Source organism: Microbulbifer mixtoriginis (SeqCode), from assembly GCF_052466865.1.
The window spans coordinates 3520576-3533308 of record NZ_CP174293.1 but is presented as its reverse complement, the minus strand read 5'-3'; the positions used below and the strand labels follow the sequence as shown (position 1 = coordinate 3533308).

9 protein-coding genes are annotated in these 12733 nt (G+C 54.6%); 7 read left to right on the top strand and 2 right to left on the bottom strand.

All coding sequences use genetic code 11. The annotated features are described in order from the left end of the window. Positions 1 to 5 precede the first annotated feature (5 nt). Together ubiG and ACJJJA_RS15920 are read right to left on the bottom strand one after the other, a co-directional pair. The gene (gene ubiG / locus ACJJJA_RS15925) at positions 6 to 707 is read right to left on the bottom strand and encodes a bifunctional 2-polyprenyl-6-hydroxyphenol methylase/3-demethylubiquinol 3-O-methyltransferase UbiG (protein ID WP_444900295.1); all 702 of its coding nucleotides are present in this window, start codon (positions 705 to 707) and stop codon (positions 6 to 8) included. Positions 708 to 946: 239 nt separating this feature from the next. Further along, positions 947 to 2272 carry a TRZ/ATZ family hydrolase gene (locus tag ACJJJA_RS15920; protein WP_444905256.1) on the bottom strand — a complete coding sequence of 442 codons (1326 nt, stop codon included), beginning with the start codon at positions 2270 to 2272 and terminating at the stop codon, positions 947 to 949. A 187-nt stretch (positions 2273 to 2459) separates the two neighbouring features. On the opposite strand from ACJJJA_RS15920, the gene gyrA reads away from it, so the two are divergent. The 7 genes from gyrA to ihfB all read left to right on the top strand — a co-directional run bounded on the left by gyrA (position 2460) and on the right by ihfB (position 12701). Next, complete coding sequence (gene gyrA, locus ACJJJA_RS15915; RefSeq protein WP_252082387.1) at positions 2460 to 5021, top strand: DNA gyrase subunit A; 2562 nt, start codon at positions 2460 to 2462, stop codon at positions 5019 to 5021. 166 nt (positions 5022 to 5187) lie between these two features. After that, positions 5188 to 6267, top strand: a complete 1080-nt coding sequence (gene serC / locus ACJJJA_RS15910; protein ID WP_444902729.1) for a 3-phosphoserine/phosphohydroxythreonine transaminase — start codon at positions 5188 to 5190, stop codon at positions 6265 to 6267. A 41-nt stretch (positions 6268 to 6308) separates the two neighbouring features. Then, positions 6309 to 7412, top strand: a complete 1104-nt coding sequence (pheA, locus tag ACJJJA_RS15905; RefSeq protein WP_252082383.1) for a prephenate dehydratase — start codon at positions 6309 to 6311, stop codon at positions 7410 to 7412. After that, positions 7412 to 9643: a bifunctional prephenate dehydrogenase/3-phosphoshikimate 1-carboxyvinyltransferase gene (locus ACJJJA_RS15900; protein WP_444902728.1), complete on the top strand. Its 2232-nt coding sequence runs from the start codon at positions 7412 to 7414 to the stop codon at positions 9641 to 9643. The genes pheA and ACJJJA_RS15900 overlap by 1 nt, the downstream gene beginning before the upstream one ends. A 66-nt stretch (positions 9644 to 9709) precedes the next feature. Next, positions 9710 to 10399 (top strand): (d)CMP kinase, encoded by a 690-nt coding sequence (gene cmk / locus ACJJJA_RS15895; protein ID WP_444884295.1) that lies wholly within the window; start codon positions 9710 to 9712, stop codon positions 10397 to 10399. Positions 10400 to 10572: 173 nt separating this feature from the next. Further along, positions 10573 to 12252 carry a 30S ribosomal protein S1 gene (gene rpsA, locus ACJJJA_RS15890; protein WP_444902727.1) on the top strand — a complete coding sequence of 560 codons (1680 nt, stop codon included), beginning with the start codon at positions 10573 to 10575 and terminating at the stop codon, positions 12250 to 12252. Positions 12253 to 12392: 140 nt separating this feature from the next. Further along, positions 12393 to 12701: an integration host factor subunit beta gene (gene ihfB / locus ACJJJA_RS15885; protein ID WP_252082375.1), complete on the top strand. Its 309-nt coding sequence runs from the start codon at positions 12393 to 12395 to the stop codon at positions 12699 to 12701. The last annotated feature ends 32 nt before the right edge of the window (positions 12702 to 12733 follow it).

The following is a 12733-nucleotide window of genomic DNA, read 5'->3' as shown; positions in this document are numbered from 1 at the left end:
TTCGCTTATTCGGGTTTGCTGGCATACATCAGGTAATTGACGTCGACGTCGCGGGGGTTCAGTTTATAGGTGCGAGATACCGGGTTGTAGGTCATGCCGGTGATATCGCGTAACTCCAGATCCGCCTCGCGCAGCCAGGCACCCATTTCCGAAGGTCGGATAAATTTGCTGTATTCGTGGGTGCCTTTGGGTAGTAAGCGTAGGATATATTCCGCTCCCACCACCCCGAAAAGCCAGCCTTTAGGGGTGCGGTTGATCGTCGAAAAAAACAGGTGCCCGCCGGGTTTGACCAAGTTGGCACAGGCGCGGATTACCGAGGCAGGATCGGGTACATGCTCGAGCATTTCCAGGCAGGTGACAACGTCGTAACTTCCAGGGGCTTCCTCGGCAAGTGCTTCCACTGTAATACGTCGATAATCTACCGATACGCCACTTTCCAGGGCGTGTAGCTTGGCGACATTGAGAGGGGCTTCGCCCATATCAATACCGGTTACCGTCGCGCCTCGCTGAGCCATTGCCTCGGCTAGAATGCCACCGCCACAACCGACATCCAACAGTTTTTTACCAGCCACCGAGGCGTATCTATCGATATAATTAGCACGCAATGGGTTAATTTCGTGAAGGGGTTTAAATTCACCTTCTTTGTCCCACCAGCGGCTGGCGAGTTGTTCGAATTTGGCGATTTCCGCGGGATCTACATTACTCATGAAATTCTCTGCATACTCCGTCGCTATCAACCCGCAAATAAATTTGTGCCGGGTTAGTTCAGCACTGAGGTGCTGTCGCCGGCTATTAGCCGGTCCTAGTCCGCGAATACGAGGAGGTCGAATGACTACTTCCGTACTTCACGGGCGGCAATAAATGACGAAGAGAGTCAATTTAATTGCCCGGTTAATCGTTAATTGCTGGCTGCTTATAGCAGTTGAATTACCGTAACCAATTACGCCTAGCGTGAATGGCCGGCGATTCTATCACGCCATAATTGCGCCCGCTGGATTACCTCTGCTTCATTCAAGGTCAACAGCTGGCGTTCCTCCAGCAGTTGTTTGCCGGCAACCCAGACATCGCTGACATTGTGCCCACCGCTGGCATAAATTAACTGTGATACAGGGTCATGCACTGGTTGCTGTTCGAGGCCGGATAGATCGATCGCGGCAATATCGGCGCTCTTGCCGATTTCCAGGCTGCCAGTCTTCTCTTCAATTCCCAGGGCGCGGGCACCATTGATGGTGGCCATCGCCAGTGCCTGGTGAGCGGGAAGCGCAGTGGCCTTGCCGCTTACGGCTTTGGCGAGCAGGGCGGCGGTACTGGCCTCGGCAAAAAGGTCCTGACTATTGTTACTCGCGGCTCCATCGGTGCCCAGTGATACATTGATACCGGCGTCGAGCATCTCGACCGTGGGGCAGAAGCCGGAGGCCAGTTTGAGGTTGGAGGATGGGCAATGGGCTACATGCGCACCACTGGTTTTTAACAACTCTATGTCCCGTTCATTGGTTGCTACCATGTGCACACAGAGCGTTTGTGGGCTCATTAGGCCTAGCCGCTGTAGTCGTTCGGTGGGGCGTTCACCATTTTGTTTCAACGCAGTTTCCACTTCTTGGTAAGTCTCATGCAGATGGATCTGTACGGGAATTTGCGCCTCGGCGGAACACACGGCGATTTTTTCCAGGGTCTGATCGCCAACTGTATAAGGGGCGTGTGGTGCAAACATCACTTCAATGCGTTCATGGGCGCGGTAGTCGTCGCGCAGTGCCAAGCCTTTGTGCAAGGCCTCTTCGGCGTGGCGGCTCCAGGGGGTGGGTGCGTCTAATATCGGGAAGGCGATATGAGCGCGGATGCCGGTTTCCCGAGCGGCGATTGCTACGGCTTCTGGGTAGAAGTACTGATCTGAGAAGGTGGTAGTGCCCGAGCGCAACATTTCAGCAATAGCGTGGCGGCTGCCATCTGCGACAAACTCCGGCCCCACCCAGCGTTGTTCCGCTGGCCAAATATGTTTCTCCAGCCACTCCTTGAGGGGGCGGTCATCAGCATAACCCCGCAATAGTGTCATGGGCGCGTGATTGTGAGTATTGATCAGTCCGGGAATCAGGGCGTGATGTCCAAGTTCTACTTCCCGCTTTGCTTTAAAGCGTATCTTGGCTTCTGCCGATGGCAGCAGAGCGGTAATTTGTCCGCCTTCAACAGCGAGTGAGCAGTTCTCGTACACTTTTTGTTCGGGGACTACCGGAATAATCCAGCGCGCATGAATCAGGGTATCTATTGCTTGGGGCATGGGAGGTAAGTGGCGACGGTTAAGATAGGGATTTACTTTAGCGGCAGAGTCTGCCCACAGCAACAGCTGTAGGTGAGGCTCGGAAGTGCGTGGGGACTGCCATCCAAAGGCGTCAAACTGTGCTAGAATCGCCCGCTTATCCGGGCTCAGTATCCATGCCCGCGCTATAAAAGGAACGCCGTAAGCCATGGGCGAATTAGCCAAAGAAATCTCTCCGATTAATATCGAAGAAGAACTAAAGCAGTCTTATCTCGACTACGCCATGAGCGTGATCGTCGGGCGCGCACTGCCGGATGTACGCGATGGCCTCAAGCCGGTACACCGTCGTGTGCTCTTCGCTATGAGCGAGCTTAAAAACGACTGGAACAAACCTTATAAAAAGTCAGCGCGTGTCGTTGGCGATGTGATTGGTAAATATCACCCGCACGGAGATACCGCGGTCTACGACACCATTGTGCGTATGGCTCAGCCGTTCTCTATGCGCTACACACTGGTGGATGGCCAGGGTAACTTCGGTTCTATCGACGGTGATAGCCCGGCCGCCATGCGTTATACCGAAATTCGCATGGATAAGCTTGCCCACGAGCTGCTATCCGACCTCGATAAAGAAACGGTCAATTTTGTCGACAACTACGATGGCTCCGAGCAGATGCCGGAGGTACTGCCTTCCCGAGTACCGAACCTGCTGGTAAACGGTTCCTCCGGTATTGCTGTGGGCATGGCCACCAATATTCCTCCTCACAATTTGGGGGAAGTTGTTAATGCCTGCCTGGCGCTGATTGCTAACCCTGAGCTGTCTGTTGACGACTTGATGGAGCATATTCCCGGGCCGGACTTCCCCACTGGCGCAACCATTAATGGCCGTGCCGGTATCTTGCTAGCCTACCGCACTGGTCGCGGACGCATCTATGTGCGCGCCAAGGCAGACGTTGTTCGCGATGACAAGAGCAATCGCGAAACGATCATCATTACTGAGATTCCCTTCCAGCTGAACAAAGCGCGCCTGATCGAGCGAATTGCCGAGCTGGTGAAAGAGAAGAAGATTGAGGGTATCTCTGAGCTGCGCGATGAATCCGATAAAGACGGCTTGCGTGTAGTGATTGAGCTTAAGCGCGGTGAGCTGGGTGATGTGGTCTTGAATAACCTCTATTCCCAGACCCAGCTGGAGAGCGTGTTCGGCATCAATATGGTAGCTCTGGTTGATGGCCAGCCCAAGGTGCTGAACCTGAAAGAGTTGCTTGAGCACTTTGTACGTCACCGCCAGGAAGTGGTTACCCGCCGTACCGTTTACCTGCTGCGTAAAGCACGCGAGCGCGGCCACATTCTAGAAGGCTTGGCTATTGCTATTGCCAATATTGATCCGGTCATTGAACTGATTAAATCCTCCGCAACGCCGGCGGAAGCCCGTGAGGCGCTGCTAGCCAAGGGTTGGCCGGTGGGTAACGTACAGCAGTTCCTGGAGCGCGCTGGCGCCGATGCCTGCCGCCCAGATGACCTGCCTAAAGAATTTGGCCTGCGCGATAATGCTTACTATCTGTCCCCAGCTCAGGCTCAGGCCATTCTCGAACTGCGCCTGCACCGCCTCACTGGTATGGAGCACGACAAACTGCTGGCGGAATACCAGGACCGATTGGAGCAGATCGCCGAGTATCTGCATATCCTCGGCAGTTTTGAGCGCTTGATGGAAGTGATTCGCGAGGAGCTGGAGCAGCTGTCAAAAGACTTTGGTGATGAGCGTCGCACCGATATTGTTGCCTCCCGTCAGGATTTGACCGTAGAAGATCTGATCACCCCGGAAGACAAGGTGGTGACCATTTCCCACGGTGGCTATGCCAAGAGCCAGCCTCTGACCGATTACCAAGCTCAGCGTCGTGGTGGTATGGGTAAGTCGGCCACCCAGGTGAAAGATGAAGACTTCGTCGAGCACCTGCTGATCGCCAACTCCCATGACACTATTTTGTGCTTCTCTAACAAGGGTAAGGTGTATTGGCTCAAAGTCTATGAAGTGCCGACTGCTGGCCGCGCCTCCCGTGGCCGCCCGGTGGTCAATATGCTGCCCCTCGAAGAGGGTGAGCGCATTAGTAGTCTGATGCCAGTGTCTGAATACGATGAGGATCACTTTATTTTCTTCACCACCGCCAATGGCACCGTGAAGAAGACTCCACTGACGGCCTTTGCCCGTCCGCGCAGCGTTGGTTTGCGCGCAATTGAGCTGGAGGAGGGCGATCGTCTCGTCGCTACAGCGGTAACCGATGGTGAGCGCGATGTGTTGCTGCTCACCAGTGCTGGTAAAGCAGCCCGCTTCTCCGAAGCCAATGTGCGCTCTATGGGACGCGTGTCTCGCGGTGTGCGTGGTATCCGCATGCAGGAGGGGCAGGAAGTGATCGCCATGGTAATCCCTGAAGAGGGAGGCTCCGTGATGATGGCGACTGAAAACGGCTACGGTAAGCGCACTGCGATCAGCGAGTTCCCCACCAAGGGTCGAGGTACCCAGGGGGTTATCGCAATCGCCGAAAGCGAGCGTAACGGCGCTCTGGTCGGAGCCTGTCAGGTCCACCCGGGTGAGGAAATGATGTTAATTTCTGATCAGGGTACTCTGGTGCGCACCCGAGTCGATGAGGTTTCGGTGCTGGGGCGCAATACCCAGGGTGTGCGTGTCATTCGACTCAAGAGCGGTGAAAAACTCGTGGGCCTCGGGCGCATCGAGGAGACGGAAGAAGAGGGTGAAGATAACGGTGGGGCCGAGTGACCCACCCCAAACTACCAACAGAAAGGCTGCGATTATCGCGGCCTTTCTTGCCTCTGGCACCCTAAGAAATGCTTAAAAGCGTGATATCCATCTCCCAAGATGGTGTTTTGTGCGTCGGCATATCTAGTTGAATTTGAAACCATTTTTAGTTTGTGGAAATCAGGTCATGAGGAAATACAATTTCTGCGCTGGTCCAGCGGCTCTGCCGGAACCGGTCTTACAGCAGGCACAGCTGGAGCTGATGGACTGGCGGGGTCTGGGTTGTTCAGTAATGGAAGTTAGCCACCGCTCGCCGGAATTTGTTGAGGTGGCTGAGCGCGCGGAGCAGGACTTGCGCGATCTGCTCCAGGTGCCAGATAACTATAAGGTGCTGTTTCTGCAGGGGGGCGCTACCGGGCAATTTAGCGCGATACCCTGGAACTTGTTTGGCGCCGGCTCTAAGCAGGCAGATTTTATCCACTCGGGACAATGGGCCGCAAAAGCGATTAAAGAGGCCCGGCGCTATGGTGATGTGAATGTGGTTGCCTCTAGCGAGGACCGCAATTTCAGTTATGTGCCAGCGCAGAATAGCTGGCAGCAGAGCGAGGGTGCGGCCTATCTTCATTACACGCCCAACGAGACTATTGGCGGTATCGAGTTTGATTATGTTCCAGAAGTGGACTGCCCTCTGGTTGCGGATATGTCATCAAATATCCTTTCCTGCCCGATCGACGTGGAGAAGTTCGGTGTAATTTATGCCGGCGCGCAAAAAAATATCGGGCCCTCGGGAATTGCGGTCGCCTTAGTGCGCGATGATCTCCTGGATCGGGCGATGAAAGATATTCCGCGCAGTTTGAGCTGGAAAGTGGCAGCCGATGCCGGTTCAATGGATAACACCCCGCCCACATTTGCCTGGTACCTTTCCGGTCTGGTTTTCCAGTGGCTTAAGGCGCAGGGCGGGGTTGAAGCTATGGCCCAACAGGCCGCTAAAAAATCCTCGTTACTCTATGAGTTTCTCGATGGCAGCGATTTCTTTTCCAGTCCGGTAGAAAAGTCCAGTCGCTCGCGGATGAATGTCCCATTTGTGCTGGCCGATGAGCGCCTCGATAAACCGTTTTTACAAGAGGCTGAAGCAGCTGGGCTGCTGAGTTTGAAGGGGCATCGCTCTGTGGGTGGCATGCGCGCATCCCTTTACAACGCGGTGCCTTTTGAGGCGGTGATGGCATTAGTGGCCTTTATGGCAGACTTTGAGGCCCGCAAAGGCTAGAGAGCAGACAATTATTAACTTCAGGAGAAAGTAGAAAGCGGATGACAGAGGAAACCGTGGGAGGCGACCAGCGCCTGCTGGAGCTGCGCAATCGTATTGATAGTATTGATTCAGAGATCGCGCGATTAATCAGCGAGCGAGCCAGTTGTGCACTGGAAGTGGCTGAAGTAAAGAAAGCGACAGGTGAGGATGCGCTCTACTATCGTCCTGAGCGTGAGGCGCAGGTACTGCGTCGCGCCATGGAGCGCAATGACGGCCCCCTGACGGATGAAGAAATGGCAAGGCTGTTTCGTGAGATTATGTCTGCCTGCCTTGCTTTGGAGGAGCCGGTCAAAGTGGCTTATCTCGGGCCAGAAGGTACCTTTACCCAGCAGGCGGCCCTGAAGCATTTTGGCAATTCTGCGCAGAGTCGTCCGCTGGCGGCCATTGATGAGGTCTTTCGCGAGGTGGAAGCCGGCGCTGTAAATTACGGTGTAGTGCCCGTGGAAAATTCCACCGAGGGTGTGATTAATCATACCCTGGACAACTTTATGAACTCCAATCTCAGTATCTGTGGTGAGGTGGAGCTGCGAATTCACCATCATCTAATGATTTCTGACGTGACCCGCCCTGAATCGATCACGCGGATTTACTCCCATGCCCAGAGTCTGGCCCAGTGCCGAAAATGGCTGGATGCACATTACCCCAACGTGGAGCGGGTGGCAGTTTCCAGTAATGCGGATGCGGCCAGGCGTGTTAAAGGGGAGTGGAACGCTGCAGCAATCGCTGGCGATATGGCTGCCGAATTATATGGTCTCAAAGTGCTCTCAGAGAAAATCGAGGACCGTCCGGATAACTCTACGCGCTTCTTGATCATTGGTACCCAGCGGGTGCCCGCCAGCGGCGATGACAAAACCTCCCTGATGGTTTCTATGCGCAATGAGCCGGGTGCGCTGCACGATTTGCTAGAGCCATTTCGCCGTTATGGAATCGATCTCACCAGGGTGGAAACCCGCCCATCCCAGTCTGGAAATTGGACCTATGTATTTTTCGTAGATTTCAAGGGGCACCGGAATACAGATGATATTGCAGAGGCACTCAAAGAGGTTGGCGCCTGTGCCTCGGACCTGAAAGTGCTCGGGTCCTACCCGCGCGGTGTTCTGTGATGGAGAAGTCTCATATAGGTCGCTTATTGGTGGTTGGTGTCGGCCTTATTGGTGGTAGCTTCGCATTGTCCCTAAAGGCGGCGGGTGCCTGCCGTGAGGTGATCGGTGTCGCACTCCAAGAGGAAGTCTGTGAAGAGGCAAAGAAGCTGGGCGTGGTCGATCGTGCCTATACCAGTCTGCCGGAAGCGCTCGACTTGTTGGAGGAGGGAGACCTGGTTTTTATCGCTGTGCCAACCTTGGCGGTGGAGTCGGTGTTTGCGCAGTTGAAGGACAATCTGCCCGAAGGTGTAACGGTTACCGATGCTGCCAGTGTTAAGGGAAGTGTGCAACGCTCGGCGGAAAAGGTCTGGGGCAGGTTGCCGAACTTCCTGGTGCTGGGGCACCCGATTGCTGGCTCTGAGAAGAGCGGGGTTAGTGCCGCACGAGATGACCTTTATCGCGATCACCGTGTCATCCTCACTCCAGCTCCTGATACCGATGTCGATCGCCTGCGCTTGGTGGTTCAGGCTTGGCGGGCTGCAGGATCTGAGGTGCTGACAATGTCGGTAGAAGAGCATGATGAGGTGCTGGCTGCAACCAGTCATCTACCCCATGTAATCGCCTTCAGCCTAGTGGATACTTTGGCCCACGACGCCGAGAATGAAAATATCTTTCGCTATGCTGCTGGAGGTTTTCGCGATTTTACCCGTATTGCCTCCAGCGATCCGGTGATGTGGCGGGACATTATGTTGGCCAACCGGGATGCCATTTTACAGGCGATCGACCTCTACAGTCTCAACCTCTCCTCCCTGCGCAGTGCCATTGCCTCCGGTGATAGCTCGGCGCTGATGGGGGTTTTTACCCGCGCTAAAGCGGCGCGGGATCACTTTACAAAAATGTTGGCAAAACAAGCGTATTCAGAACCTATGCAAGCTAAGGAAGTAACTTTTATTGCCCAGCCGGGTGGCACAGTGAGTGGCAAACTCCGTGTTCCTGGAGATAAATCCATGTCTCACCGTTCAATTATGCTGGGCTCCCTGGCTGAAGGTGTGACAGAGGTGGAGGGATTCCTCGAGGGGGAAGATGCCCTCGCTACTCTGCAGGCTTTCCGTGATATGGGGGTGGTGATTGAGGGGCCGGACAAGGGCCGAGTGACAATACACGGGGTGGGACTTCATGGCTTGCAGGCACCGCCCGGCCCCCTATATCTGGGCAATTCCGGAACCTCCATGCGCCTGCTTGCTGGTTTGCTGGCGGGGCAAGGCTTCGACGTTACCCTGACCGGCGATGAGTCCCTCTCTAAGCGCCCTATGAATCGAGTTGCCAACCCATTGCGAGAGATGGGCGCGGCTATTGAGACTGGCCCTGAGGGGCGTCCGCCGTTATTGATCAAAGGCGGCAAGCCTCTGTCAGGGATCAATTACCGGTTGCCAATGGCAAGTGCCCAGGTGAAGTCTGCGGTACTACTTGCAGGCCTTTATGCAGAAGGTAAGACCAGTACCGAAGAGCCGGCCCCCACTCGAGATCATACCGAGCGTATGCTGCAGGGCTTTGGTTATGCGGTAGAGCGAAATGGCGCCTGTGCGACCTTGCGTGGTAGCGGGGGGCTTAAGGCTTGCCGTATTGATGTGCCGGCGGATATTTCCTCTGCGGCTTTCTTTATGGTGGCTGCGGCTATTTCCCCGGGAGCCGATGTGATGCTGGAGCATGTGGGCATCAATCCCACCCGCGACGGGATTATTAATATCCTGCGAGCCATGGGTGGCGATATTGAGCTTTTAAATAAGCGTACTGTAGGGGGGGAGCCGGTTGCGGATATTTGGGTTCGCTATGCACCTTTAAAGGGGATTGCCATTCCAGAGGATCAGGTGCCACTGGCTATCGATGAATTTCCCGCACTTTTTATTGCTGCCGCTTGTGCCCAGGGGCAGACGGTATTGACCGGCGCCGAAGAGTTGCGTGTGAAGGAGAGTGATCGTATTCAGGCGATGGCTAACGGCCTTTCTGCCTTGGGGGTGAGCGCGGAGCCTACCGCGGATGGAATTGTAATCGATGGTTCTATTGAAGATGCTGTATTTTCAGGCGGCACTGTGGATAGTTTGGGGGATCATCGTATTGCGATGGCTTTTGCGGTGGCATCGTTGCGCGCAAAGGATACAATTCGCATCCTCCACTGCGCTAATGTGGCGACCTCCTTTCCAAATTTTGCCGAGCTGGCCGTCGGTGCAGGTCTAAATCTGCAGTTGGCATGACCTAAGGCATGAGTTAAGGAGGGGCCGGTTTGCGCGGCTTACAATGAAGTTGAGTTGTACAAAAATATGAATGAAACGAACAAGCTGCCACCGGTCGTCACAATTGATGGCCCCAGTGGTTCTGGTAAGGGGACTATCGCAAAGTTGCTGGCGGATAGGCTGGGCTTTGTTCTTTTGGATTCTGGTGCTCTCTATCGGGCTGCAGCTTTGGCGGCCCTGGAAAAAGAGGTGGATCTGGCCGATGAGGATTCGCTGACCCAGGTTGCCAGAGATCTGGATGTTCGCTTTCTGATCAGTGATGGTTGTCTGCAGGTCCTGCTGGAGGGGCGCGAAGTCAGCCATGAAATTCGTATGGAGCGGGTGAGTATGGCGGCCTCTACTGTCGCTGCCATTCCTGGGGTACGCGCCGCATTGTTGCAGCGCCAGCGTGATTTTCGACTACAGCCTGGATTGGTTGCTGATGGCCGCGATATGGGCACGACCGTATTTCCCGATGCTCCAGTCAAAGTCTATTTGACCGCCAGTGCAGAAGAGCGCGCCAGAAGGCGCGAGGCTCAGTTGCGGGAGAAGGGGGTTTCTGTTAGCCTCCGCGACCTGCTGGAGGACATCCGTGCCCGTGATGCACAGGATATGAACCGAAAAGCCTCACCCCTGGCTCCTGCGAAAGATGCGGTAGAGCTCGATAGTACTGGGGTGACGATTGAAGAGGTTCTCAACGAAGTGCTGGCACTGGTGCAGAAGCGAATTGCGCCCTGAACCACAGAAGTCAGCAGCAGATAGTTTTTAACGATAACGGCCGGGTTTTGCCAGAATTGCCCGGCCGTTGTTGTAATCCGACCCGCGTTCTGGCATCGCGGTTGGGGTCTTGGCTGGCGGTTGACTAAACTCAACAGTTACCAACGGCTGGACCCAGCACTATAGGTAATGTAATGAGCGAGAGCTTTGCTGATCTATTTGAAGAGAGCCTGAAAAGCGTTGAAATGGCACCGGGCGCTATTGTTACTGGTGTTGTAATTGACGTAGATAAAGACTGGGTAACCGTTCACGCGGGCCTGAAGTCTGAAGGCGTTATCCCTGCTGCCCAGTTCGCCAACGATAAAGGCGAAGTTGAGCTGCAGGTGGGCGACGAAGTACAGGTTGCCCTGGAAGCTGTAGAAGACGGTTTCGGTGAAACCCGTCTGTCCCGTGAAAAAGCCAAGCGCGCTGAAGCCTGGAAAATCCTCGACGCAGCTCACGCAGCTGACGAAGTGGTTAAAGGCGTTATCAGCGGCAAGGTTAAGGGTGGCTTTACTGTCGACGTTGCCAATATCCGCGCATTCCTGCCCGGCTCTCTGGTTGATGTTCGCCCGGTTCGCGACACCGCGCACCTGGAAGGTAAAGAACTCGAGTTCAAGGTTATCAAGCTGGATGCCAAGCGTAACAACGTAGTGGTTTCCCGTCGCGCTGTGATGGAAGCTGCAACCTCTGAAGAGCGTGAAGCGCTGCTGGAAAGCCTGCAAGAAGGCATGAGCATTAAGGGTATCGTTAAGAATCTGACCGACTACGGTGCTTTCGTAGATCTGGGCGGTATCGACGGCCTGCTGCACATCACCGATATGGCTTGGAAGCGCATCAAGCATCCAAGCGAGATCGTGAACGTTGGCGACGAGATCGAAGTAAAAGTACTGAAGTTCGACCGCGAGCGCAGCCGTGTATCCCTGGGCCTGAAGCAACTGGGCGAAGATCCTTGGGTATCCATCAAGCAGCGTTACCCAGAGAACAGCCGCGTGAAGGCGGTTGTAACCAACCTGACCGACTACGGCTGCTTCGCCGAGCTGGAAGAAGGTGTCGAGGGTCTGGTACACGTTTCCGAAATGGATTGGACCAACAAGAACATCCACCCGTCCAAAGTTGTCCAGGTTGGCGACGAGGTAGAGGTGATGATCCTGGATATCGACGAAGAGCGTCGTCGTATCTCCCTGGGTATCAAGCAGTGCCAGGAAAATCCGTGGGATGCCTTCGCGCGTAAATTCGCTAAGGGCGATAAGATCTCCGGTAAGATCAAGTCCATCACTGACTTCGGTATCTTCATCGGTCTCGACGGCAGCATCGACGGTCTGGTTCACCTGTCCGATATTTCCTGGAACGAAGCTGGCGAAGAAGCTGTTCGCAAGTTCAAGAAAGGCGACGAAATCGAGACTGTTATCCTGGGCATCGATTCCGAGCGCGAGCGTATCTCCCTGGGTATCAAGCAGCTGGAGTCCGATCCGTTCTCCGACTACGTATCCACTAGCGATCGCGGCAGCATCGTCAATGGTGTTGTGAAGGAAGTGGACGCTAAGCAAGCGGTAATCACCCTGGCGGACGAAGTAGAAGGCGTGCTGCGCGCTTCTGAAATCAGCCGCGACAAGGTTGAAGACGCTCGCAACGTTCTGAAAGAAGGTGAAGAGGTAGAGGCTAAGATCACCAGTGTGGATCGCAAGAACCGCGTGATCAGCCTGTCTATCAAAGCCAAAGATCAGGACGACGAAAAGCAAGCCATCAAGGATCACAGCAAGAAGCAGTCTGAGCAGGTTCAGCCCGCTACTATTGGTGACCTGATTAAGGCGCAGATGAGCAGCAAAGATTAATAGTCTTTAAGTGTTCATTGCTCCAAGTTCAGTGCTTGGAGTGACCCGAAAGCCGGACTGGGGTTGCCCAGTCCGGCTTTCTATTAGATGATTGGCGCTCTACTCCAGAAAATCAATGACTTACAAAGGTTGCGGAGCGCATGACCAAGTCCGAACTGATCGAAAGGATTGCGTTGAGGTTGGATCAGCTGCCAGTTAAGGATGTAGAGCTGGCGGTGAAGGTGATGTTGGATACTATGTCTGACTCCCTGTCGCAGGGTGAGCGTATTGAGATACGTGGTTTTGGTAGTTTTTCCCTACACTACCGAGCGCCGCGCACTGGGCGTAACCCCAAGACGGGGGATGCTGTGGCGTTAGCGGGTAAGTATGTGCCCCATTTCAAACCGGGGAAAGAGTTGCGCGACAGAGTCAATCGCAGTATGCATGATGTGGTTGGGATCGAAGTATGATTGCATCTTAGGGCTTGCGGGATCAGAGGGGC

What these genes read in the sequence shown, in the direction of transcription:
- rpsA (WP_444902727.1), top strand. Translation starts at nt 10,573, where the DNA reads ATGAGCGAGAGCTTTGCTGATCTATTTGAAGAGAGCCTGAAAAGCGTT.
- ihfB (WP_252082375.1), top strand. Translation starts at nt 12,393, where the DNA reads ATGACCAAGTCCGAACTGATCGAAAGGATTGCGTTGAGGTTGGATCAG.
- cmk (WP_444884295.1), top strand. Translation starts at nt 9,710, where the DNA reads ATGAATGAAACGAACAAGCTGCCACCGGTCGTCACAATTGATGGCCCC.
- ACJJJA_RS15900 (WP_444902728.1), top strand. Translation starts at nt 7,412, where the DNA reads ATGGAGAAGTCTCATATAGGTCGCTTATTGGTGGTTGGTGTCGGCCTT.
- ubiG (WP_444900295.1), bottom strand. Translation starts at nt 707, where the DNA reads ATGAGTAATGTAGATCCCGCGGAAATCGCCAAATTCGAACAACTCGCC.
- pheA (WP_252082383.1), top strand. Translation starts at nt 6,309, where the DNA reads ATGACAGAGGAAACCGTGGGAGGCGACCAGCGCCTGCTGGAGCTGCGC.
- ACJJJA_RS15920 (WP_444905256.1), bottom strand. Translation starts at nt 2,272, where the DNA reads ATGCCCCAAGCAATAGATACCCTGATTCATGCGCGCTGGATTATTCCG.
- gyrA (WP_252082387.1), top strand. Translation starts at nt 2,460, where the DNA reads ATGGGCGAATTAGCCAAAGAAATCTCTCCGATTAATATCGAAGAAGAA.
- serC (WP_444902729.1), top strand. Translation starts at nt 5,188, where the DNA reads ATGAGGAAATACAATTTCTGCGCTGGTCCAGCGGCTCTGCCGGAACCG.